Origin of the sequence: Pedobacter sp. ISL-64, assembly GCF_018613605.1 — a bacterium.
Lineage (GTDB): Bacteria > Bacteroidota > Bacteroidia > Sphingobacteriales > Sphingobacteriaceae > Pedobacter.
The window spans coordinates 1-22,994 of record NZ_JAGGPU010000004.1; the positions used below are offsets into that span (position 1 = coordinate 1).

Here is a 22,994-nt window from a genome sequence, read left to right on the forward strand (position 1 = left end):
TTTGTAAACATAGGAGACTTGAGCTAGGAAGGGTAATTTGAATCCAATGCCTGGTGAGCTGATACACATATTCCCGAATGGAATTTTGCCCATCCTCTAAAAATTCTGCCCATCCGGTGTAGCGTGGCAAAGTCATCATGATTTCTGAAACATGGCCATCAATATGATGTAAGGTAGCCTTTACCGCACAAATTGCAGGTAATACATTAATGTTGGCTGATTCAGCTGCAACCTGAGCAGGGAGCTGTGTGTTTTGGTTTTTACTTTTGGTAGTTCGCATAACCGTAAAATAAAGTATCCTGGTCGCTGCGAACTACCAAATAACTCTTCACAGAGAAATTGAAAATGTGGGGCTACCACTCGACCAGGAATATTGTTAAAGAAATTTAATTGATTTTAGCTCTGTGTTTAAGTGAATGATGATATTAATTAGTAATTCGCATTAGCAATTTAGAAATAATACCTCAAACCACAAAGAAAATTTAATTATTAAATTAATTCCCGGTCGCGGCAAACGAACAAGTAACTCTTTCAGATATATAAGAAATGCGGAGCTACAACCCGATCAGGAATATTATTCATCACAGAAAAGCGATTTAAATGTTCAAAGTATTCCTGCTGATCGGTACAACCGCACTTTGAATATTTTAAAGTGCGGTTTTTTTGCCAAATCGGTGTTTTAAAGTGTCTCAGCATTGTTTAGTTATTGCCGTTGCTGATTTCAGCGTCACATAGGTTTTTAAGATCGATAACCAGCTGCTCCAACCGGGGCCATCTAGGAGTTATTCGCTAGTGTTAAACATGTTTTGTTTGAGTTCGTCGTTTAAATGTAGAAAAGGCCTTCGCTAAAACAAGGGGAAGCTGGAAATTGAAATATATACCTTAACCGTAAACTAATGCTTCTGAAAACGAGGATTTTATTTTGGTCCGGACGCGGCGGAAGTTAGTATTCATCTATTTTAATGAATCACAACCAGGTTTATTGGGAAAACCCACCAAATAAAGGAAAGAACCACCATTGCCAGAATGCCCAGGACCAACGCCTGCCAGCTATCCTTTATTTATGCAAGCAAGTCATTTCATTAATTTCTTTGCGTATTTCAGGATAATCTCTATTTTTATGCACATTTCAAACGCCACTCAAATGAAATTTTCGCTCCTTCTACTGCTGGGCATGTTATTGTTTTGCCACGGCTATTCCCAAACAGGGTCTTTTGATACTGCTTTTGGTGATGCTGGTACAGTTAAACTAAAACTTGGTTACCCCAATTTTTCCGTAGGAGCAGTCGCAGTTCAGTCTGATGGCAAAGTACTAGTTGCCGGCGGGGCTTTTAATGCTACTGACGATTTCTATGTAACCAGGTTCTTGGCAGATGGTACGGTGGATAAAAATTTTGGTGGAAGCGGAGTAGCCTATGCAGATATGTCCGGATCAGATAAGGCAGTAAAAATTATTGTACTTGCTGACAACCGTTTTTTAATAGCAGGCCAATCCTACCAAACCGGCACCAGCCGTTCCTATGTAATCAGATACACAAAAGACGGACAGCGGGACAAGACTTATGGCCAAAGTGGCACTGTTTACATCGATGCCGAGTTCAAAGACATGGTCCTTTTGCCCGACGGAAAACTAATCGTCGCTCATGGAGGTAGTCAAAACCTGATGTGTTTTTCGGCTGATGGAGTCAGGGATAATAAATATACTACTGCAATTAACCCATCGGATGCTTCCTTCCGTACGAGCGCACTATCGCTAAGCAGCAAAGGGAACATTTTGGCCACAGGTTATTATGGATGGTCTTTAGACCAGCAATTTTTGGCCTGTTTAAACCCCGACGGGACGCTGGATAAGAGCTTTGGGGAAAAGGGCGTAACACTATTCTCAGGGCTTGGTACCTCAAACTTTATGAAAGTAAACTTGGCTCAAAGCAACGATGGTAACATCGGGATACTCTTCGACGATGGAAGCAATCAGCAGCGCAGTTATTTTAAGTTCAGTGCCAGTGGAAAAATTTATAACACGGGTACCAGTGGTTTGTTAAAAATACCCATGGACAAGACAAGGTTTTACGGCTTTAGATGTGTTTTTGATCAAGATGGTGCAATTTATATCGCCGGAACGGCAAGAAATGATCAGCAGGTCAATCAATTCGCCGTCCTCAAATTTGATAGCGACGGCAAACCTGTTCCAACATTCGGGGCTGCCGGGCAAAGCACTACTTTGTTCAGTGGTACACGGCATGAGGCCGAAATACCTTTTGTGCGGCCAGACGGGAGTATAATAGTGGCCGGATTTGATTATGCCGAAGGAAGGTATCAGGCCGCAGTCGGGCTGTTTTCCATTGATGGAAAACAGGTAGCAAATTTTGCTACAGGCATCAATTCCTCCATTGCCGCCGGTACGGGTAAATCCAAAAATGGTTTGGGAAAGGGAATTATCGTCGCTCCCGACGGATCGATGCATGTTGCCGGCCTGGTGAGAAATGGGGAAGGGATCAGTCTGGTTGTCGCCAAATTAAAAGCAGATGGCAAGCTTGACGAGAGTTTTGGTGAAGGAGGTCGCGTACATGGTTCCCTTGAGCAAAACCATGAAACGCTATACGATTTTTACTTATCTATCGACGGTAACCAGCTTCAAATGGCCGAAGACGGATCAGGAAATATCTACGTGATGACCACGGAACAGGATTATTTCCGGGGTAAGGTTGGCCCAACACTTTTTAGGTTTACCCCCGATGGTAAACCCGACATAGCTTTCGGCGGTCGGGGCAAACTGCACATCCCCTTGAGCGAGGATTCCAGGGAAGGATTTCCCCTTGGTTTGGCTTTTCAAAAAAATGGTCAGCTTATCATCGGACTTTCAGAACGCTATGGTACTTTAGATAGCCGCAGGCTTCAGTTAAGAAGGGTTAACACCAATGGTACATTTGACAAGAGCTTTGGCACTGACGGTGTTTTGATCGACCCACAATTCTATGGACAGAGGGGGGAGCGTAGTAAGGCCTGCAGGCTGGTGATTGATAAACAAGACAGGATCGTACTGGCAGGAAGTTATGGCCTTTATGGATTTAATAACTTCGCCATTGTAAGGTATACCGCTAGTGGCGAGCTGGACAAAAGTTTTAATGGCGGGATGGTAACACCCCAATGGCCGGGCAATTATGTTGTTGGACATGCGATAGTCCTCCAGGAGGATGGTAAGATCCTGGCCGCAGGTTGCGACGCCCCCAGCTCAACGATCAAAATGGTCAGATATCTGCCCACCGGGGCATTAGACCCGGATTTCGGCGAGGATGGACTGGTTAATAAGTTAACTGTTGCCGGCCAGGTAAGCAGGTTAGCCTTACAAAGTGATGGTAAAATTCTGTATTGTACCGGGAAATACACCAGCGATATTGCACTGGATTACGGATATATGCATGTTGGCAGACTAAATCCCGATGGATCGATTGACCGAACCTTTGGTAACAACGGTGACATTCGGGTTTCACGGGCCACAGTTATGCAGGATAAAAATGGCGATATGGGCATTGCGGCAGACGGGCGGATATTTCTGGTTGGTTCAACTGAACTCGAGCCAGAGTTTGGTATACACCAGGATATGGTCGTTTACGGCCTGCAAAACAAGATGGAGCCGTTTAAACCAGAACTGCTGAGTTTTGATCCGCCCATGGCAGGAAGCGGTGCCAGCATAACTGTCGAAGGAGTCGGATTAATAGGAATGACCAAGATATCCGTTGGCGGTACACCTGTAAAATCATTTGTTGTCAAATCAAGCAGTCAGGTGGTGCTTGTATTAGGGGATGGCGCAACGGGTGACGTCACGGCAGAAATAGGTTCACAAAAAATCAGTATCCCCGGCTTTACCTATGTTCCAAGGCCCATAATAACCCCGGATGTTTCGCTCGGCCTGATCAAAGGGAACAGCGTGCTACTACAGACCCCGGCATATCCAGGTTTTACCTACACTTGGTATAGGTACATAGATATTGTCCAATCAGGCAGTTCACCCACTTACAGGACCTCCCAGGCTGGTGCTTACACGGTGAAAATCACCAAAGATGGTTTCACAGACACCTCGCTTCCCGCATTTGTAACTGTGGATTTTGCGCTACCCGCAGATAATTTCACCATAAGCGCAACATCTGCCAGCTGCAGGGGAACCAATGATGGTTCCATCTCATTGACTGCAAAAAACAGCATGAATTATACTGCCATGCTTACCCTGGCGGGCATAAAAACCGAAAAAAGCTTTACCGATAAGGTATCTTTTGACCAGCTGGCTGCAGGCACATACGAACTCTGCCTGCAGGTGTCAGGAGAGAAAGACTTTAAGCAATGCTTTACGCTGGTGGTGACCGAGCCTGAAAAGCTATCTGTATTTAGTATGTTAACCGAAAATACCAGTAAACTAACCCTGCAGCTTGCCGGTGCAGACAGATATTATATCCAACTCAATGGAAAACTTTTTACCACAAGCGCAAATGAGTTTGAACTCCAAATGGAAAGTGGGGCCAATAAGATCACGATCAGTTCTGACAAAAATTGCCAGGGTATCTGGGAGCGTGAAATTATCAACTCGAATACCCTAATGGCCTATCCAAACCCAGTTCAGGATATACTTTACTTAAACCTGGGAAATACGGGCACGGAGAAAAAAATCTTTATTTACAACACCACGGGTCAATGCATCTATCAGGATAAAGTTACTCAAACAGTAACCAGCCAAATCAATATGAGGGATATGGTGCCAGGGATATACCTACTTAGGATTAAAACCGAAAAGGACGAAAAAACATTTAAGATCGTAAAAAGATAATGAAAAAAATAGCTAGTTCAATCTTAACAACCCTTATGGTCTGCATGTTATGTTGTGGTTGCAAAAAGAAGACTGAAGATCAGCCTAAGGAAGCTTTTGATAAGCCTGTTTTAGTATTCCCGAGGCAAGACGAGGTTTGTACAACCGGACAAGTTATTTCATTAACACAATCCACAGTAAGTTTCGGGTGGAACATGGTACCAAAAGCGGAAAGTTACACCCTTTACTGGAAAGACCTGCTCCAAGGCACCACAAATGAAAAAAACGTATCAGTAAACCAAACCACTATATCGCTGGGGCGTGGAATTCCTTACTCCTGGTGGGTTGTTGCCAAAACAAACGCCGGTGCGGAAACCGCTCAAAGTGAAATCTGGAAATTTTATAATTCAGGCCCAGGTTTGCAATCCTATGCGCCGTTTCCGGCAGATGCAATTGCCCCAATTTATGGGCAGGTATTTGTCCAGAATACCAAATTAGTAAACCTTTCCTGGAAGGGTGCTGACGTGGATGACACAGACTTAAAATACGACCTTTATTTTGGAACCACAACTTCACCGGCCATGCTTCGCTCAGGAATAAAAGAAACAACCGTTGCAGACATACCAACCCCGGTTAATGGAGCTTATTACTGGCGGGTAGTTACCAAAGATAATGCAGGTAACAGCTCTACATCAACCTTGTTTTATTTTAAAATAGGTATCTATTAAAAAACCAGGCGGACAATCATTTCAAGTATCGTTTTAAAAAAACAAAACCATTAATTTTTACATTTACCAATTTTTTTATTCTAAAATAGTCTTCTCAAAGTCTCCTTCATGAAAAACCTAAAAAATTTTTCTTGCAATTTATATGAACCCTTTTCGCTCCAAATCTTCAATTATAGGCTCAATAAGCAATTTAAATGTTCAATTATTCTTGCTGATCGGTACGCTAAAAGCTTCTGTTCTACCGAACCTTTTTTGCTTATGGCCTCAGTTTATATCCTTTTTTCTGAAAAATTAAATCGTTTTTACACCTAAAGCAGCACAAAAAATAGTTCGATTTTACTTCCCGATTTCCTTTTCAATTTTCAAAAGCATTTGTTTTCCATTTTCATTCTCAGGATTTAAGTCAATCGATTTTTGATACATTTTTACCGCCTCTTCTTTTTTACCACATTGATGCAAAGCTTCACCATAACTATCAAAAACATTCCAACTCTTTGGGAAAATTAAAGTCGCTGAATTGAAAACCCGCAAAGCATTTTCACATTTTTGAAGCCGAAGAAATTGATAACCTAATCTGTTAAAATCTCTTTCCGAAGCCTCATAAATATTCGGATTTTTCAAATATTCCTGAATCAACTGATTGGCTTTTTCCTTATTTCCATCTTCAATTAAATTTCCATAGATTCTTGAAAGATTTTGAACCGGAATATTGTAAGGTTTACTATTAATTAAATTTAAAATAGCATTGGAAATTGGAAAAATGGAGCTGGCGGAATTAGAAAGCAAAATTACACTTTGATTTTTAGTGATATTATGCAACAAAATGCTCGTCAATCCGGTAACAAAACCATCGTGAAAAACAATTTTCCCTTCTCTTTCATCCGTGTACATCTCCCAACCTAAACCATAACTTATTTCTTTTCCATCAATAGTATAAGAAACAGTTTTTCCATCATTTAGTTTTGTTGCCGTCAAAGCTTCTTCCAATTCTTTTTTACCCAAAATCTGATGATTGAATAATGCTTTTTGATATTTTTGTAAATCTAAAGCCGTACTTACAATCCCACCGGGTCCATAAAAATTACTTTTGTCGGAAATTAAAAAAGGGTCCTTTAAAGTTTTCGTGTTAGTCAATTCTGTTGAATAAAAGTTCGGATAAGTGTACAATTCTACTTGATTTGGACTTTTAATTTTTCTGTCTAACGGAACAAATGAATTTTTCATTTTTGCAGGTTTAAAGATGTTTTTCTCCAAATATTTTGCATAACTGATTCCAGAAACTTTTTCGATAATCAATCCAGCAAGGCAAAAATTGACATTGTTGTATTCCCATTTGCTTCCAGACGGAAATGAAAGTGGTGTTTTGAAACGGATAAAGGTCGGAATAATATCCTGATTAGATATGATTTTTTCGGGTTGTTCTTTGATGATCGTATCAAACAAATTATACTCTTGTGCTAACCCAGAAGTGTTGTTCAATAGCTGTCTGATGGTAATATTTGGATAAGGAAAATCGGTCAGATATTTTTGAACAGGCTCGTTAATATTCAGTTTTCCTTTTTGTTGAAGTTGCAAAATTGCTGTTGACGTAAATGTTTTTGTGATGGAAGCAATCGGAAATTGAAATTGGTTGGTGATTTTTTTTCTCTTTTCGATATTGGAAAATCCATAATTGCTAGATAAAATAGTTTTTCCTGACTTTGAAACTATAGCACTCCCATTAAAAAGATTTGTATTAAAAAGTGTGGTAAAGAAATTATTTAACTCCTGGGCAGAAAGCGTATTTGTAAATAAAACAGTTAGTAATAATAAGAAAAATCGGTTTTTCATTTTAATTATTTTTTTGGAGACAGGATTTGATTGATTTTTGAAAGCATTTCTTTGGCATTATCGTTATTAGGATTCAGTTCAAGCGTTTTCTGATAATCCCTTTTAGAAGTGTCATAATCTTTTTTAATGAAATAAAGCTCGCCCCGCGTATCATAAATATTGGATGAATTTGGAAATTCTGAAACTGCGTAATTAATAATTTTTAAAGCTTCATCAGTTTTTCCTTCGCCTATAAATTTGTACGTCAATCTATTAAGTTCATTTTCAAAACCATTAAAATTATAAGCATCGAATTTATTTTTCTTCAGTTCTTTTAAATAAATAATTCCTTTTTCTACTGATTCTGCTTTCATTTTTTTATAAACCTCGAAGATGATTAATGGCTTAGGCAAGTCAACTTTGGTATTGTATAAAATGCCGAAAACATCATCAATAATAGCTTCCAATTGTCCGCCTCTTTTACCAGCTCTGGTATTATCAAGCAAAATCACATAAATTTTGTCCTCCGGAATTCTGGCAACATTGCAAGAAAAACCATTGATTCCGCCGCTGTGTGCCATTGTTGTAACATCTTTTCCTGAACCTAAAAAATTCTGATGTTTCTGAACAACCAAACCGTAAGCGTAATTGCCTAAATTTGGCGTAAAATATATTTTTTTGTTCTCCTCATTTAACAAAATATTCGTGTACAAAGCATCATCCCATTTTCGCATATCATTTGCCGTACTGTACATTCCGCCAGCAGAAAATACCGCCGTTTTGATATTGATATAATCTGTTTTTTGATAACCGTCGTAATCAAAATCATAACCTTGGGCATAATTTGAAATGATTTCTTTTGGATCTTCAATTCCTGTATTTTTCATTCCAATGACATCAAATATTTTTTCCTTGAGAACTTCTTCATAAGGTTTTTTGGTGATTTCCTCAATAATTAATCCCAACAAATAATAGCCAGTATTACAATAATTCTGTTTAGTTCCAGACTCAAATCCCAGATTATCTTTAAAATATTTGATAGCAAAATCTTTCGCAGACAAATTTTCGAAAACCATTTTAGTTTTAAAATCAGGAAAATCGGTATAGTTTGGCAAGCCAGAAGTGTGCGTTAACAATTGATGGATGGTAATTTTACTTTCTACCGTTTTACTAAACCAAGGCAAGTAATCACTTATTTTATCATCTAGTTTGATTTTTCCTTCTTGTTTTAACTGCATAATCAGCATTGCCGTAAACTGTTTCGTTATAGAACCAATTCTGAATTTAGTATCAGAACTTGCGTTGATATTCCAACCCATATCAGCTTTACCATAATTTTTTTGCAGTATAATTTTACCATTTTGAATAACCAGCGCACTTCCGTTAAAAAGATTGTAATCGTGGTATTTACCGATAATAAAGTCTATTTTCTCAGCTTTTTCTTTATTTGAATTAGATATGGTTTTTTGCGCAAAAGTATTAATTGATAAAAGCACAAAAAATGCAAACAGAAAATTTTTCATAATTGATTTTATATTTTGATGCAAATATGCGTCAGAATACCTGAGTGTACGACCGACTAAAAAAAGTCGAACTCATTTTTTAATAAAATCAATACTTAAAAGGAACTTTTTCTAAAATCTGTAGGTGTTTTCCCTGTGTGCTTTTTAAAAGAAGTGCTGAATGATGATTTGGAATTAAAACCAACCTGGTACAAGATTTCCAAAATAGTCAGTTCTTTTTGAGTAGAATCTCTAAGGATTTGCATCGCTTTTTCAATTCTATATTCATTTACGAAATCGAAAAAGTGTTTATCCATATACAAGTTAATCAAAGTAGATAAATCTTTAACTGGCATTTTTACTTGCTTAGATAAATCCTGAATGGTTAATGATGAATCCAAGTAGGGTTCTTTTTCCACCATAAAATCTTTCAAGAATTCGATTTGCTTATTTTTTTCTTCTGCTACCAGAAGACTAGGTTTTTGTTTTGGAACAACTTCTGTAATAGGTTTCAGATGGGAATTCACTCCTCTGAAAAATTCAGGATTGTTTAATGCAATAAATAGATACCAACAAGTACAAAATAAAAAAGTAAACCCATCAAGGGTTACAATCCATTGTCTGACCTCTCCCAAACCAATGGTAAAAGTAACCAGCCATCTTAGAAGCACTAAAAAATGTAAGAGATAATATACAATTGTTATCTTGTAAAGCGCATTAATTAGAGAAATATTTGGATTCGTATAATTCTGAAGATAAACAGTTCTGGAATTTCTAATAATCAGAAATGAAGCAACAAAATAAAATTGAAATAGCAATTCGAAAAGAATTTGAAAAAAATGTGTAATGGGCATTTGATTCATATCCTTTATAAAATGCAATTTCATGGCGGTAGTCTCAAAATATATACCCGAAATTAAATTCAAGTTGTAAGCAATAAATGGAATAGTGTGCAGTAAATGTTTCGCTTTTAATCGGAAGTTGGAAAAGCAAATTGACATTACATAGAGATAAAACGATGCGGGAGCCAAATAGACAATACTCCAACGAAAAGCTTCAAGGTTGATGAGATTTTCAGGAATATGATGAATCAAATATTTACAAGCATCTATGGCGTTTGCGATAAGGAAAAAAGCAAAAAGTTGGTTTCCTAATTTGTGTTTCGTTTTCACGGTAAGCAAAAACAAGGCAAGAAATAGTATTACGAAAATCCCAATAAAAGCAGTGATTTCTAGAAAAGTATATTTATTCATTTTAAAACAAAAGCTAAAATTACTTTTTTAGTTGAAATTACTGATATATTCGGCATGAATTAAAGACCGCCTTTGACCCCATAATAAATTAATTTTTGTAAACACTAAATAGTGTCTTGTCCTAAAATAGCTTGTCATTAAAAACAAAAAAATAGCAATGCTGCAAAATATGTAAAGCTAATATTGCAGCATTGCTAGGATTTTATAGGCCCTGGATGTTTAGCGTTAGCCGGTAATCTTAAGCGATTGAATTAAACCCTGCTGAAGAACGAGGTTAAAGTTAAGAATGGCCGGGCTACCTGGAAATATTCCCGAAATCTCAGCTGTAAATACCGAACCCTTTTCATCTTCCTTATAACTAATCGGCTTTAGGGTAGTTTGATACTGTTGGTTTGAATTTTCAATCCATTTTTGAATTGCTGCTCTTCCAATATGGTTCTTTCCTTCGTCGAATACTTCGGCGTTTTCTGAGAAAAGTGAGGAATAAGCCCCAGCATCATGGCTGTTTTGCGCTTCAATTAGGTCTGTTATAAATTTTGGTAAGTTCATAATATTTATTTTTAGATTAACTTATTGTTGTACAAATTTCGGTGGTACTAGCGTGATGCACAAGTAGGGCATTACGATTCGAATAGGGAAAAATTTATCCGTATTGTTTCATTAATGGCCTACATGTATCTTTGTTAGATGTATGAGAAAAAAACTTTTCCCAATCTGAACTGTGGCCTCGATTTAGTTGGAGAGGTGCTTTATGGCAAATGGAAAATGCGGTTGTTGTGGTTTATTAACGAGGGTTATTTGCGCCCCAGCGAGCTGCAACGCAAAATACCAGATGCAAGTCGTAGGGTAATCAATATTCAGTTAAAGGAGCTTGAGGACCATGAATTGGTTATCAGAACAATCTATCCGGTGATGCCACCAAAGGTAGAGTATTCGCTTACTGAGTTTGGCAAAACCTTGATCCCGGTGATCGCTGCTATTGGAAATTGGGGAGATGAGTATCAGGACAGTTTGAAGCGTGTGATTCTGAAAGGATATCCGCAGTTGGCCTGATTTTATGAGTGAGTATTAGCTAAATTATGCCCAGGTTGATTTCGGTCAGCATTTTAAACTCATTCCAAATGCAACCCAGGCTGGTATTGTTGTAATTTTAAACGGTGGGTATGGTACCTCCATCAATTACAAATTCGGTTCCGGTAAGGTAACTTGCCCTTGGCGAAACAAGAAACCCAACCATTTCTGCTACATCTTCTGGCATGGCAGGTCGGCCGTATGGAATGCCTCCAAGCGCATCCATTACACTTTGTGTGGCCTGTTCTATCGAAATTGCTTTGCTCTGCGATATGCGTTCCATCATTCGCTTTGAGCCATCAGTCATGATCCAGCCAGGAGAAACCGTTAAAACCCGAATTCCTTTTGGAGCAACTTCATTAGAAAGTCCTTTGCTGTAATTGATCAGTCCGGCCTTTGCTGCCGCATAAGGTAGTGTGCTTTCATATAATGGAAGTTTGCCTTGAATAGATGCAATATGGATAACCACACCTGTTTTTTGTCTAATCATTTGCGACAAAAATGCCCTGTCTAATCTTACTGGTGCTAAAAGATTGGTTTGCAATGTTTCTTCCCAGTGTTCATCGGTTAATTTAGCAAAACCACCCGCCGGAGTTTCTGAACCACCAAGGCTATTGATCAGGATATCAAGCCTGCCAAATTTTGATAATACCGCTGTTACTACTTTTGCTGTTCCAGTAGGCTTGCTCAGGTCTGCCGAAATAAAATACAGCTTTTCATTGGGCTCTTCAGGCGGGTTTCTTGCAGTAATGATTACTTGTGCGCCGGCTGCCAGCAGCCTTTCGGCAATTGCTTTTCCGGTGCCTTTGGTTCCGCCTGTTACCAGGGCAATCTTACCAGATAGTTCGTTGTTGAAATTAAATTCCCTTTCCATTGTATATATTTTTATACAAAATTCAGGTATACTAGAGTTTCCTACAAGTACGGTATTACGATTCAGATAGCGTAAAATTTATCCCTATGCAATTGGTATTTCCGTAATTGCTTTAATTAAATGTTCCCGGGATATTTGCTTTGGTATTATTAAGTATGCCATGTGGAATAGGATAAAAATCCAATCATTCGTTGGTAATGGATTAGAATAAGTGCCATAAATCTCATTTGAGGGAAAAATGTACAAGATTGTTGTCTGTTTATCCATTCCCCGGGCCTGGCGTTCTCCCCATCTTTGTATTGTCAACAAACAACAAATATTTCAAACATTAATTTAAAAAAATAACAATGAAAAATCTAATCTTAACCGCAAGTCTAATCATCACTTTATTAACAAGCCAATTCGCTTTTTCACAAAGCAAAAGAGTCCCAGCTTCAGCCGGAAGGTCGGAATATATCGAAGTTGAGCCAGGTGTAAAACTTCACGTAACCGATCTTGGCGAAGGCCAACCCATTGTATTGATTCACGGATGGCCACTTAGCGATGAAATGTACCAATATCAATATCAGTATCTGGTAAGGAAAGGTTTCAGGGTAATCGGCATTTCATTACGTGGTTTCGGTAAATCTGATAAACCTTATGGAAAGTACAATTTCGATGTTTTTTCTGATGATATTTATGCTGTTCTCCATACCTTGAAAATAGAAAATGCTGTATTGGGTGGTTTTTCTATGGGCGGTGCCGTTACCATCCATTATGTAAATAAGTATAAATCTGCACATGTGAGCAAATTGGCACTATTTGCGGCAGCTGCCCCATCATGGAAACAACGTTCAGATTACAGTTACGGAATATCTGAGGAAGGTGCTGCAGCACTGATCAAACAAACCATGACCAACAGGGAAGATCTGATAGGTGGATTAGGTGCAGCATTTGCGGCCAAAGGTACCACACTTCAAAAAAATACAGAGAAATGGCTTGAAAATATTAACTTATCAGCAAGTCCGTATGTAGTTACCGAATCTATCAGCGCCCTTGGTGATCTTGATTTGCGTCCGGTGCTTAAGAACATAACCATCCCCGTAGCCATATTTCAGGGTACAAAAGATCAATTGATTGATTTTGCCTTGGCTGAGCAATTGCATAAAGGCTTAAAAAACTCATACATCGTGAAATTCGAGAATAGCGGACACGCACTTTTCGTAGAAGAGATGGATAAATTCAACTCAGAGCTTGAGCAGTTTGCCAAAAGATAATTATAAGATAAGATTACTTGCAGGTTTAAATGCCCGCAAGTAATTTTTGCTTTAACCAAATATTGAAATCGTCACCAATAATGGTAATTTTATTTTTTAATCCATTTTATTAATCCTTTCATGAAACAAAGCATTTTTGATGTAAACCTTAAAACCATCGGCATGATAAATGTTGATTTAGAAAGTATTGAGGCCATCAATTCTGAAGTATACAAATCCTATATCAAGGTGCTTTATCTTAATGAAGGATTTGAAATAAAGGTGGACTTCAACGTTTACCACACTACTGGTCCAACACTGTTCTTTATCAGTCCAAATCAGGTACTCAGCATTGAAAAACTTGGTGAGCAATCAGGTCGTCTGGTCTTCTATAACCGCGATTTCTATTGTATACAGTTGCATGATGAAGAAGTTGCCTGCGATGGACTCCTGTTCAATAACATCAATAATATGCCAATGACGGTGATACCCCAACAGGATGCTACATTTATTGAGTACCTGTTTTCCAGGATCGAGGATGAATTTGAACTGAAGGATGGATCGCTGGAAGAAATGATCAGGACTTATCTTAAACAGCTTTTGATCAAGTCTACCCGATTATGGAAGGTACAACACCTGGATGGGGTGATGGCCGCCCGACCGAACAATGATCTTGAGTTTTTTAGGAAGTTTACCCAATTAGTCGAAGCGAACTTTAAAGAAAAGCATAATGTTGCCGATTACGCCGATCTGCTGGTGATAGCCCCCAAAACCCTCACGCATAGGTTCAAGCGGCTTAAGCTTCCTCAGCCGAACGAGATCATTAAAAACAGGATTATCCTGGAGGCAAAAAGATTGCTTGTACATACAGACAGAACGGCAAAGGAGATTGCCTATTCACTGGGTTATGACGATCCCGCCTATTTCAGCAGATTGTTTTTTATCAAGACAGGTGAACCTCCATCTGGTTTTAGGTCTAAATACCTAAGTATACATGAACTAAAATAAACTTAATCTTCAATGATTTTTTATGTCATCGAGTAAAAATAGAGCACTTTTGTTAGGCATCACATCAGCGCTAAAAGAAAAAAATCAAAGAATTAAACATGAAAACTAAGCTTATTGTATTGGTGGCTACCCTTATTTTGACATCGGTGAAAACCTTTGCAGGTTGGTACAATACTTACAATTACACAGGTTTAATCGATAGGTATCCGGTTACTTTATCTTTTCAGATAAAAGAAGGCTATTTTGGTGAAACTGCAAAAAAACACTATAACGTTATTGGGGTCTATAAATACGATAAACTTAATCATCCTATCAGGCTTGAGGGCGTTTTTAACCAAAGTACCCAAGAGGTTAAAATTTATGAAATTGGGGTTAATGACAGGGTTTCTGCCACTTTTCATCTTAATTTTTCACCTCAGCAACTCACAGGTACCTGGAGCCGTGGTAAAAATAAACTGAAAGTAAACCTCCGGCTTGTAAACAGGCTCAGTGATCGCTCAGATGAAGCCTTCGATAATATCCAGATCCTTCAGTTTCCATCTCTGAAGAATTACTATTTTATCGGTGCTTATGCTAAAAAGAGCAAATCTACCGAAGCACACATGCGCGAATTAAAAATCATCAATAAGGAAACTAATAAAATCTTTCAGACATTTAATTTTGAACATATTGAAACGCCCACAGGAAATGTCATGACCATCATTTACGATAACATTACCACAGGGAAAGACAATAATTTTCTGATTTCCAATCAGATCGGCAGGGTTGGCGGGTACCTTAACGTGAATTTTAATATAAAGAACAAACAGTTTGTTCTAAATCCGGAACCGGTTGCAGAAGGGTTGTAAAGGCAATAAATATTACTTAATGGCTGCAGAATGATGCGGTTAAAGTTGCAGCTAACTAAAAAATATTTTCATTGAGGTATATCTATCAGCTAGCAATAACAGATTTCTAAAATCAGGTACCGCTCCCGTGCATGCTCAAACGTTAAGTTAAGCGTTTTTAACCACAGATGCACACAGATAAACACGGATTTTCATATCTGTGTGCATCCTTCCTATCTGTGGCTAAATTATTTTAGCTTTTGCCAAATGCCGAACTTAGACATTGTGCGCATGCCTATTGTGTAGACACACCTTTTGCAGTATCATTATTACTGTACGTCATTGCCAGCTTGACTGGCAATCGTAATGCAATAGAAACGCAATGCGCGTATATTAAGCTTTAAGATTAGCTTTGCTGAGCAATCGTAGTGCCCGTTTTAACCAGAATGGTGCTGGATGAATGGAATTGTGGCTACACAATTCGCATGCGCGGGAATGATAAGCCAATGGTTTAAAACTAAGCCTAACATTTTTTCTCCTTCGATACCTTTAGCATTGCAAATGGATTTGGCATTTTCCACTTAAGTTCGGAGATCAGCGTTGCCAAAAATATCATTCCACCTCCAATCAATAACCTTGATGTAATTTCTTCTCCCAAAATAAAGTGTGCCGCGAAAGCTCCGAAAATGGGTTCGAAAAGATAGATGATGGATACCCTTTCGGCGCTAATGTACTTTTGCGAAATATTCGATATGGTGTACATATATGCTGTTGAGAATAGTGCGCAAAAAATAATTCCAATCCAAAATATTTCCTGCTGCGGAATCCAGGTGGCGTTTCCCTGAATAAACGTTAATAGAAATGTTAATAAAGCACAAGTGGCAAACATAGGCACAATGGTAGGGATAATATCACCTGCCATCGATTCTTTTTCAATCTGGATTAAATATATGGCAAAGCAAAAAGCACCGATAATGGTGTATAAATCGCCGGTTCCGATACTGAATTTGTCGGTAACCGATATTACAAAAAGTCCAATTAGCGCTGTAAATGCCGCAATCCATATTTTTAGTGCTGCAGATTTTCGATAAATAAAAAGTTTAATCACCGGAATCATTACAACGGTTATTCCGGCTACAAATGAACATTGCGATGCTGATGTATGTGTAATACCCAGTGTTTGCAAATAAATGCCAAGTACTAGCGGAATAGCTAAACTCGCGCCTGTTTTAATAGCTGTCGAATCGAGTTTCTTTACGTGTTTCCAAAAAATAACCGATAGAACCATTGTGGCGAGTAAAAAACGGTAGAACAAAAACAGAACAGGCTGATGCTGTCCGATAGCAAGCTTGGTAACAGAAAATGAAATTCCCCAGAACGCGGTACCCAGTATCAATAAAATCAAAAAGAGGTTTCTTTTTTCCATTAGGATACTTTTAATTCATTATCGTTAAGCAATACTTTTTTCATCATCAAATCGGTTTGCTCATCATCTCCAAGCCAAAACTTATGTTTGCCGAAAGGTGTAAAACCATTTTTTTCGTAAAATCTTAATGCCCTGTAATTTTCTTCCCATACGCCCAGCCATACATAACTGGCTTGCATTTCAAGCGCAATATCAATGACTTTTTGATACAGTAGCTGGCCAACTTTTTGACCGTAAAATGCTTTCAAAAGGTAAATCCGCTCAATTTCAAGTGCATCAGGATTTAGTTTTTCGGTTTGTGCTTGCCCGGTGTTGATCTTTAAATAGCCAATAACTTTTCCATCAAGCTGTGCAAAATAAAACTGAGAATCTTGATTGCTCAGTTCCCCTTTCAGTTTTTCTTCAGAAAAGCCTTTTTCGAGGTACTCTTTCATATTTTCCTCACTGTTTACCGCTGCAAAAGCTTCGGAAAATGTTGTTCTCCCAATCTCCTGTAATTTGTTGATATCAGCTAGTGTTGCCCTTTCGATTATGATCTGCTCCATGGCACGAATGTAACAACTCTTTAAATGTAATAAAATGCTATTTTTTCATTTATTAATGCGTATTTTGCATTAATGGATCTTCAGCGAATCAAATATTTTCTGGCCCTGGCAGAACAGCTTCATTATTGGAAAACGGCAGAAAAGGTAAATATCACGCAGTCAGCCCTCACCCGCCAAATTCAGTCGCTCGAAAATGAATTGGGTCTGCAGCTTTTCGAACGTAATAAACGTAACGTGAAGCTCACTCCAGCGGGTAAATTCTTAAAAGAAAAATGGGAAGTCGAGTTAAGTGAACTCGAATATATCCATCAGTTTGCAAAACAGATCCATTTAGGTGAGCGCGGAACCATTACCATTGCACATCCTGATTCTATATCAGCTTCTATCATGCCCGATATTTTGGCTAAGATAACGCAGGCGTTTCCACAGCTTCAAATTAAGTTGGTACAGGTTTTATATGAAAATCAGCTGGATTTTCTAAAGAACTATAAAATTGATCTGGCCATTACGAGGGATATTACCAGCGAGCAGAGTATTAAATCAAAAAAAATATATTCCGATCACCTCGCTCTGGTGGTTCCGTTGGCACATTCTTTTAAAAGATTCGAGGATTTATCTACAGAAAGCCTTAAAGTGCAGAAGTTTATCCTGCCTACCAAGGATGAGGGAAGTAGCTATAGTGAGATTATTCAGGCACTTTTCAAATCTTACGATTTTGTTCCTGATGTATTTCTACATTCCGAATTTGGATCTACAATTATTGCACTCGTACGCAAGGGATTGGGAATCGCGATTTTGCCTGATTCTTATATGCACCATCAAAGTCCTGGCTTACGGTTTATTCCCTTGCCTTTTAAAACCGATATATTGATTAATTGGCGTGCCGATGACCATAATCCTGTGCTTGCGAATATTTTAAAGCTTGTTTTTGATCATTAGAGATAATGCCAATGGTGCTGGGCTTTTATCGTTAACACATTATTCTTCCAACAAGATCATCTCCATTTTACGACTACCTATGCTTATTTCCTGTTTATAAAGCTGTCTGGTTATTTGATCGATCTGGTAAATGCTTTTTGCACCTGTACCACCACCAATATCATCAGTTAACTCCACGATCCATACCTTTCTTTCCCCTGATTTGGTGGTAAGATATCTCCCTTCTTTTACACCGAGTAGGTGTACCTTCACAATCCCGCCCATCGTTTTAGGACTGTAATCATAAATATTAATGTCGGCTTTATAATCTGTTTTTAAAGGAAGCCAATTAATGAGTGTGGGGTAAAAATTGCTGTCGAAATAGTTTGATTGTAACTTTTCGTTTATTGCTGTAGTTTTTTGGGTTATTTTATCCCGATAAAAGCCCTTAATCTCTTGATCAAAGTGGATCACCATATCACGCTGTGCATTGTAGCTGGAGTGATAGATTGGCGAAAGATCTGATTTATTTACAATTGTAGAATCTATCCATGAGGAGGCTTGTCCATTTAGTTTTACTTCTGTAATTACTTGTACCTCATTATCCAACACCATAACTTTAGTATTTACAATGCCTATTATAATCCTGGTTGTATCTTTAAGCATTGACCAGTTCATTCGATAAGTTTGACCTTTAATCCACTTTTTATCTACCAGTTTCTTTTTGGGAATGATAATTTCCTGGCCATAACTAAATAGTGGAATTGCACAGAGGAGAAATAAACGGATAATTTTTTTTATTACAGCCTGGTTAAGCGATTTTATTGTAATGATATTTAGGTGCATTGGTTAAGCTTAAGGTGTATGTAAATATATAAAAGGTATAGATAAAACAGCCAGATTACTGTTATAAACTGGCTGTTTTAATGAATATGTCAATAATCGATATGCTTTTATCAATAAATTGAGCGGCTGAGGGGCTTTAAATATCATTTTACTGTTTTGTACCGCTGAAATTAAATGAAATGTCGCCCGATGCGGTTGGCAAGGTAACAATAGCGATATTTTTTGCCGCGTGGTCGTATACCAATGTTCCTTCTGGAGCCCCGATCGCCTCGGCATCATTTGAACCCTGTATTGCTTTTATGGTGAAAATTTTTGGTGTTACATTGGAATAAGGCTCACCAGATTTTGCTGTAACCTTTACTTTGTTGCCATTCTCTTTTGTAACCTGGATAATTGCATTAAAATATTCGGTTGAAGTGATATCCACTGTCCCTTTATAGGTGCCTACGATTCTATTTGCGGCAGCTTCATCCGAATTATTTGACGGAACATCTTTATCTTTGCCCTTGCAGGAAAATACGAGGGTTAATGTTAATGTAAAGAACAACAATGATAAATTTTTACTAATTGATTTCATAGATTGATTTTTTAATATTTCTGTTTTAAACTGCTCAAAATTATCATGTATGTTTTTCTAAGTATGTGCAGAAATGCTCAATTATAGCATTCGCCTGAAAAGAAACTGAAAATGTTTTACAACAATAATTTGCTCAAAAAATGATCGTTTTAATGCAACAGTTATTATCTTGTGTTAATCTTAATCGCAAAAATATTATCAGCAGATGTATTTAACTTCATTGCCAGATCATTCCAGGCCTGATTTTGATGAGGATCTTCATTTTAGAAGGTTTAAAATGCAAAATGTTGTTTTTAATACCGTTAGCAGTTATAGCTTTTGTGATGATCATGTGGGATGTCTTTCTTTCAAAACGATATTAAAAGGAGAGGAGTGGTATGGTATCAATAAACGTAAGCTGGCAATTCGGCCCGGGCAGTTCCTGATCCTCAACGATGAACAAAATTATTCCTGTAAAATTGATACCATGGATAAGGTAAGGGGATTATCGGTTTTTTTTCAAAAAGATTTTGCCGCGCAGGTGTTTCAGGATACTTTAAAAAGTGAAGTGGAATTATTGGATAATCCATTTTATAAGAATAATGAACAACCAGAGTTTTTTCAGACGTTGAATGATATTGATCCTGAATTACAGTTGCAACTGGCAAGGCTTATTTCAGGCCTCGAAAATAATGGTTATGACGATGGTGCTGAAGAACAGCTGCTTTTTTTACTTAGCTATCTGATCAAGACACTTAAATCCGATACGGAAAAAATTGCAGGCGTTTCGGCCATAAAGCCAAGCTCAAAAATCGAAATTTACAGGCGTCTGTGTATCGCGAAGGATTTTCTTCATTCAACTTTTATGGAGAAGCCCGACTTAAAATTACTGGGTAGTATTGCTTGTTTATCAGTCCCTCAGCTCATCAGGCAGTTTAAATCTGTATTTAAGGTTACGCCACATCAATACCTGATTCAGATAAAACTTAAACAGGCTGTTGATTTGCTTAAAAATACAGATAAACCCATTCATGAAATAACCTGGGCTTGTGGATTCGAAAACGCGAGTGCTTTTTGCAGGGCCTTTAAATCAGCTTATGGGTTTCAGCCTTTGATGTTCAGAAAAACACAGGCATAAATAGCGCATTTCTGCACATGTTTATTGTTAAAGCGGGCTTAATTTTAAGCAATTAAACCCAACTCCCTTGAAACGAGCCTTTATTTTTTTCTTTTTAATTTTATCTTCCTCATTTTGTTGCGCCCAGGATTTTACTATCCCACTTTATCAAGGGCAGGTACCAAATGCAAAGAGAACCCCTGCCGATTACATTGAAGAAACCGACAGCAATAGCCTGATTAAAAATGTAAGTATCCCTACCATGCAGGCCTATTTTCCTGATAAAAATAAAGCCAATGGAACTGCTGTAATCATTTTTCCCGGTGGTGGTTATTTTGTTCTTGCCCCTAAAAAATGCATTGAAATTGCTAAGGCATTCAGCGCGCTGGGGGGTTGCTGCTTTTGTTGTGAAGTATCGTTTACCCAGCGATAGCATTATGAACGACAAAACGATTGGTCCGTTGCAGGATGCACAAACCGCTATTAAAACGGTACGCAGAAGAGCAGGCGAATGGAATATAAATCCAAATAAGATAGGAATGATGGGGCTATCGGCAGGTGGGCATTTAGTTTCAACAGCAGGTACACAGTTAAACAGGGTGGTGATAGCGAATAAAGAGAATATATCACTCAGACCCGATTTTATGATTTTACTTTATCCCGTTATCATTTATGATCCGGATATACCCCGCACCAGAGAAAATTTAATCGGAAAAAAACCTACAGCAGAAGCGTTAAGTTTATATAGCACCAATAAGTCTGTTAGTGATATTACGCCACCGACTTTTTTGGTTCATGCGGCTGATGATGATGTAATCCCTGTGAAAAATAGTCTGCAGTTTTTCGATGCACTACTCAAAGCCAGGGTTAAAGCTGAGATGCATATTCTGCAGACAGGGGGGCATGGTTTTGGTATTTATGATGTTGAAAATAAAGATAGCTGGTTTGTAGGTTGTCACGAATGGATGATAAAAAACGGCTTTGGATCTACTGACCGATAAAGAACCTGGTGTGAAAATTTAGCTTCCATCATTCAAAATCAGCTGTTTCTGGATGTTATGCCAACGCCACTTTTAATCAAAAAAAACTTTTATAGCAGTATATAATTTACAATTTTTAAGCAAAAAAAGCATTCAGTTTAAATAACTTTGTTTTTCAATGAAAAAAAAATCGGGAAATCGATTTAGTTTGTTTTAAACCAAATAATTTAAAATGCTTTTAATTATTCTTAACATTATTTTTTGCATCTCGTTTTTAGGCTTCGCCTATGTAAATTTAAATGATAACGATGCCTTTCTTTGGGTGTCTATCTATTTAAGTGCCGCAATATGCTGCGGATTGGCAGCGGCGGGTAAATTTTATCCTTTCGCTTATCTGTTTTTAACTGCTTTCTATTTAATTTATGCTGCTATCCTATTTTTTGCAAAAGATGGTGTAAGAGATTGGATTATGAAATATAAGCGGCCAAGCCTTGTTGAAAGTATGCAGGCAACCAAACCATATATCGAACAAACGAGAGAATTTTTTGGTCTGTTGATTATTGCGGGGGCTTTGTTGATCAATTATTTTGTTTCGGCGGGTATTGCCAGCTAATAGATTTAGATACTTTATGAAAGGTGATGATAGGATGGCTATCCAAAAAGCTTTATCAGCTATTGTAAAAAGCAATGTAGGTGCGGATGGCCAAAATTGGTTGGAAAGTATAACACAATCAGCTGATCAAAGCAATAAAATCAGTCAGGCATTTGTGATGGTGCCGCGCAAAACCGGAAAATCGCTAATTCAACTTAACGAAGAGCAAAAGGTTTTAATAGAAGAGGCTGGAATCAGTTATATTAGTCACTGGACAATAGATAGGCTTTGTCGCGTTTGGTTGCTGAGCACTTTAAATTCAATAGACCAGGATAAACGCTACGCAACTATCGATCGGTTATTCCTGTCGGCAGAAATGAATGAGGCGGTGGCTTTGTATTCGGCTTTGCCGTTTTTAGCTCATTCTGAAATTTGGGTAAAACGGTGTGCTGAAGGGATTAGGAGCAATATCGGGTCCGTTTTGGAAGCGATAATGGAAAACAATCCCTATCCTTCAGAAAATCTGGATGAAGCCGCCTGGAACCAATTGGTGCTGAAAGCTTTTTTTACTGAAAAAAATATTAAGCTCATTATCGGTTTAGATAAACGTGCCAATTTAGAACTTGCATTAACTTTGATTGATTATGCAAAGGAACGTTGGGCTGCCAAACGAAAGGTAAACCCACAGCTTTGGCGCCTGGTTGGTAAATTTATCAATGCCGAGATTTTTGAGACCCTTAAAATCGGTTTACAGCATTACGACCAAATTGAACAACGCGCCATTGCGCTTGCTATCGCACAGTCCGATTATCAGCCGGCAAAAGATTATATTAACACTTTTCCTGAACTTAAGTTGGCCCTTACAGAAGGAGGCTTAAACTGGGATTCATTTTAACCATTAGAAATTCA

The 22,994-nt window shown here is 38.0% G+C and carries 22 protein-coding genes; 12 read left to right on the forward strand and 10 right to left on the reverse strand.

The genetic code is table 11. The features are described 5' to 3' along the window. On the reverse strand, nucleotides 1-280 hold a 280-nt coding region (locus tag J7E57_RS04705; RefSeq protein ID WP_215131759.1), incomplete at its 3' end, for a hypothetical protein. Between the two features lie 864 nt (nucleotides 281-1,144). On the opposite strand from J7E57_RS04705, the gene J7E57_RS04710 reads away from it, so the two are divergent. Both J7E57_RS04710 and J7E57_RS04715 read left to right on the forward strand, forming a co-directional pair. Beyond that, nucleotides 1,145-4,819 carry a T9SS type A sorting domain-containing protein gene (locus J7E57_RS04710; protein ID WP_215131761.1) on the forward strand — a complete coding sequence of 1,225 codons (3,675 nt, stop codon included), beginning with the start codon at nucleotides 1,145-1,147 and terminating at the stop codon, nucleotides 4,817-4,819. Further along, nucleotides 4,819-5,526 carry a hypothetical protein gene (locus J7E57_RS04715; protein WP_215131763.1) on the forward strand — a complete coding sequence of 236 codons (708 nt, stop codon included), beginning with the start codon at nucleotides 4,819-4,821 and terminating at the stop codon, nucleotides 5,524-5,526. Before J7E57_RS04710 ends, J7E57_RS04715 begins: the two co-directional genes overlap by 1 nt. Nucleotides 5,527-5,862: 336 nt before the next feature. On the opposite strand, the gene J7E57_RS04720 is transcribed toward J7E57_RS04715, so the two are convergent. The 4 genes from J7E57_RS04720 to J7E57_RS04735 form a co-directional block, all read right to left on the reverse strand. Beyond that, a complete protein-coding gene (locus tag J7E57_RS04720; RefSeq protein ID WP_215131765.1) occupies nucleotides 5,863-7,356 on the reverse strand; it encodes a serine hydrolase in 1,494 nt (497 codons plus the stop codon). A gap of 5 nt (nucleotides 7,357-7,361) precedes the next feature. Continuing rightward, nucleotides 7,362-8,858, reverse strand: a complete 1,497-nt coding sequence (locus tag J7E57_RS04725) for a serine hydrolase domain-containing protein (protein ID WP_215131766.1) — start codon at nucleotides 8,856-8,858, stop codon at nucleotides 7,362-7,364. A gap of 95 nt (nucleotides 8,859-8,953) precedes the next feature. Further along, entirely contained in the window at nucleotides 8,954-10,090 is a 1,137-nt protein-coding gene (locus J7E57_RS04730; protein ID WP_215131768.1) for a helix-turn-helix domain-containing protein, read from the reverse strand. 225 nt (nucleotides 10,091-10,315) lie between these two features. Continuing rightward, nucleotides 10,316-10,639 (reverse strand): nuclear transport factor 2 family protein, encoded by a 324-nt coding sequence (locus J7E57_RS04735; protein ID WP_215131771.1) that lies wholly within the window; start codon nucleotides 10,637-10,639, stop codon nucleotides 10,316-10,318. A gap of 138 nt (nucleotides 10,640-10,777) precedes the next feature. Here J7E57_RS04735 and J7E57_RS04740 point away from each other — a divergent pair, with 138 nt between their 5' ends. Continuing rightward, on the forward strand, nucleotides 10,778-11,143 hold the full coding sequence (locus tag J7E57_RS04740) for a winged helix-turn-helix transcriptional regulator (protein ID WP_215131773.1): 366 nt from the start codon (nucleotides 10,778-10,780) through the stop codon (nucleotides 11,141-11,143). A 97-nt stretch (nucleotides 11,144-11,240) separates the two neighbouring features. Here the strand turns inward: J7E57_RS04740 and J7E57_RS04745 are convergent, their stop codons facing one another. Next, nucleotides 11,241-12,035 (reverse strand): SDR family oxidoreductase, encoded by a 795-nt coding sequence (locus tag J7E57_RS04745; protein WP_215131775.1) that lies wholly within the window; start codon nucleotides 12,033-12,035, stop codon nucleotides 11,241-11,243. Between the two features lie 347 nt (nucleotides 12,036-12,382). On the opposite strand from J7E57_RS04745, the gene J7E57_RS04750 reads away from it, so the two are divergent. The 3 genes from J7E57_RS04750 to J7E57_RS04760 all read left to right on the forward strand — a co-directional run bounded on the left by J7E57_RS04750 (nucleotide 12,383) and on the right by J7E57_RS04760 (nucleotide 15,126). Beyond that, nucleotides 12,383-13,291: an alpha/beta fold hydrolase gene (locus J7E57_RS04750; RefSeq protein WP_215131777.1), complete on the forward strand. Its 909-nt coding sequence runs from the start codon at nucleotides 12,383-12,385 to the stop codon at nucleotides 13,289-13,291. A 120-nt stretch (nucleotides 13,292-13,411) separates the two neighbouring features. Continuing rightward, entirely contained in the window at nucleotides 13,412-14,278 is an 867-nt protein-coding gene (locus tag J7E57_RS04755) for a helix-turn-helix domain-containing protein (RefSeq protein WP_215131779.1), read from the forward strand. A 98-nt stretch (nucleotides 14,279-14,376) separates the two neighbouring features. After that, a complete protein-coding gene (locus J7E57_RS04760; protein WP_215131781.1) occupies nucleotides 14,377-15,126 on the forward strand; it encodes a hypothetical protein in 750 nt (249 codons plus the stop codon). Between the two features lie 502 nt (nucleotides 15,127-15,628). On the opposite strand, the gene J7E57_RS04765 is transcribed toward J7E57_RS04760, so the two are convergent. Next, entirely contained in the window at nucleotides 15,629-16,531 is a 903-nt protein-coding gene (locus J7E57_RS04765; protein ID WP_215131783.1) for a DMT family transporter, read from the reverse strand. Next, complete coding sequence (locus tag J7E57_RS04770; RefSeq protein ID WP_215131785.1) at nucleotides 16,531-17,076, reverse strand: GNAT family N-acetyltransferase; 546 nt, start codon at nucleotides 17,074-17,076, stop codon at nucleotides 16,531-16,533. The genes J7E57_RS04765 and J7E57_RS04770 overlap by 1 nt, the downstream gene beginning before the upstream one ends. Before the next feature lie 72 nt (nucleotides 17,077-17,148). Here J7E57_RS04770 and J7E57_RS04775 point away from each other — a divergent pair, with 72 nt between their 5' ends. Next, nucleotides 17,149-18,015 (forward strand): LysR family transcriptional regulator, encoded by an 867-nt coding sequence (locus J7E57_RS04775; RefSeq protein WP_215131787.1) that lies wholly within the window; start codon nucleotides 17,149-17,151, stop codon nucleotides 18,013-18,015. 39 nt (nucleotides 18,016-18,054) lie between these two features. Here the strand turns inward: J7E57_RS04775 and J7E57_RS04780 are convergent, their stop codons facing one another. Both J7E57_RS04780 and J7E57_RS04785 read right to left on the reverse strand, forming a co-directional pair. Further along, nucleotides 18,055-18,840, reverse strand: coding sequence for a hypothetical protein (locus tag J7E57_RS04780; RefSeq protein WP_215131789.1), 786 nt, complete (start codon nucleotides 18,838-18,840; stop codon nucleotides 18,055-18,057). 148 nt (nucleotides 18,841-18,988) lie between these two features. Next, a complete protein-coding gene (locus J7E57_RS04785) occupies nucleotides 18,989-19,417 on the reverse strand; it encodes a hypothetical protein (RefSeq protein WP_215131791.1) in 429 nt (142 codons plus the stop codon). A gap of 205 nt (nucleotides 19,418-19,622) precedes the next feature. On the opposite strand from J7E57_RS04785, the gene J7E57_RS04790 reads away from it, so the two are divergent. From J7E57_RS04790 to J7E57_RS04805, 5 genes are all read left to right on the forward strand, one after another. Further along, nucleotides 19,623-20,534: a helix-turn-helix domain-containing protein gene (locus tag J7E57_RS04790; RefSeq protein WP_215131793.1), complete on the forward strand. Its 912-nt coding sequence runs from the start codon at nucleotides 19,623-19,625 to the stop codon at nucleotides 20,532-20,534. 67 nt (nucleotides 20,535-20,601) lie between these two features. Then, entirely contained in the window at nucleotides 20,602-20,946 is a 345-nt protein-coding gene (locus tag J7E57_RS27080; RefSeq protein WP_251029804.1) for a hypothetical protein, read from the forward strand. After that, the gene (locus J7E57_RS04795) at nucleotides 20,921-21,514 is read left to right on the forward strand and encodes an alpha/beta hydrolase (RefSeq protein WP_317196523.1); all 594 of its coding nucleotides are present in this window, start codon (nucleotides 20,921-20,923) and stop codon (nucleotides 21,512-21,514) included. Before J7E57_RS27080 ends, J7E57_RS04795 begins: the two co-directional genes overlap by 26 nt. Before the next feature lie 211 nt (nucleotides 21,515-21,725). Continuing rightward, a complete protein-coding gene (locus tag J7E57_RS04800; RefSeq protein WP_215131795.1) occupies nucleotides 21,726-22,106 on the forward strand; it encodes a transmembrane 220 family protein in 381 nt (126 codons plus the stop codon). A 16-nt stretch (nucleotides 22,107-22,122) separates the two neighbouring features. Next, on the forward strand, nucleotides 22,123-22,980 hold the full coding sequence (locus tag J7E57_RS04805; protein ID WP_215131797.1) for an EboA domain-containing protein: 858 nt from the start codon (nucleotides 22,123-22,125) through the stop codon (nucleotides 22,978-22,980). Nucleotides 22,981-22,994: the final 14 nt, after the last annotated feature.

Coding starts and splice junctions, on each gene's coding strand:
- J7E57_RS04710 (WP_215131761.1), top strand. CDS start 1,145: ATGAAATTTTCGCTCCTTCTACTGCTGGGCATGTTATTGTTTTGCCAC.
- J7E57_RS04715 (WP_215131763.1), top strand. CDS start 4,819: ATGAAAAAAATAGCTAGTTCAATCTTAACAACCCTTATGGTCTGCATG.
- J7E57_RS04720 (WP_215131765.1), bottom strand. CDS start 7,356: ATGAAAAACCGATTTTTCTTATTATTACTAACTGTTTTATTTACAAAT.
- J7E57_RS04725 (WP_215131766.1), bottom strand. CDS start 8,858: ATGAAAAATTTTCTGTTTGCATTTTTTGTGCTTTTATCAATTAATACT.
- J7E57_RS04730 (WP_215131768.1), bottom strand. CDS start 10,090: ATGAATAAATATACTTTTCTAGAAATCACTGCTTTTATTGGGATTTTC.
- J7E57_RS04735 (WP_215131771.1), bottom strand. CDS start 10,639: ATGAACTTACCAAAATTTATAACAGACCTAATTGAAGCGCAAAACAGC.
- J7E57_RS04740 (WP_215131773.1), top strand. CDS start 10,778: ATGTATGAGAAAAAAACTTTTCCCAATCTGAACTGTGGCCTCGATTTA.
- J7E57_RS04745 (WP_215131775.1), bottom strand. CDS start 12,035: ATGGAAAGGGAATTTAATTTCAACAACGAACTATCTGGTAAGATTGCC.
- J7E57_RS04750 (WP_215131777.1), top strand. CDS start 12,383: ATGAAAAATCTAATCTTAACCGCAAGTCTAATCATCACTTTATTAACA.
- J7E57_RS04755 (WP_215131779.1), top strand. CDS start 13,412: ATGAAACAAAGCATTTTTGATGTAAACCTTAAAACCATCGGCATGATA.
- J7E57_RS04760 (WP_215131781.1), top strand. CDS start 14,377: ATGAAAACTAAGCTTATTGTATTGGTGGCTACCCTTATTTTGACATCG.
- J7E57_RS04765 (WP_215131783.1), bottom strand. CDS start 16,531: ATGGAAAAAAGAAACCTCTTTTTGATTTTATTGATACTGGGTACCGCG.
- J7E57_RS04770 (WP_215131785.1), bottom strand. CDS start 17,076: ATGGAGCAGATCATAATCGAAAGGGCAACACTAGCTGATATCAACAAA.
- J7E57_RS04775 (WP_215131787.1), top strand. CDS start 17,149: ATGGATCTTCAGCGAATCAAATATTTTCTGGCCCTGGCAGAACAGCTT.
- J7E57_RS04780 (WP_215131789.1), bottom strand. CDS start 18,840: ATGCACCTAAATATCATTACAATAAAATCGCTTAACCAGGCTGTAATA.
- J7E57_RS04785 (WP_215131791.1), bottom strand. CDS start 19,417: ATGAAATCAATTAGTAAAAATTTATCATTGTTGTTCTTTACATTAACA.
- J7E57_RS04790 (WP_215131793.1), top strand. CDS start 19,623: ATGTATTTAACTTCATTGCCAGATCATTCCAGGCCTGATTTTGATGAG.
- J7E57_RS04800 (WP_215131795.1), top strand. CDS start 21,726: ATGCTTTTAATTATTCTTAACATTATTTTTTGCATCTCGTTTTTAGGC.
- J7E57_RS04805 (WP_215131797.1), top strand. CDS start 22,123: ATGAAAGGTGATGATAGGATGGCTATCCAAAAAGCTTTATCAGCTATT.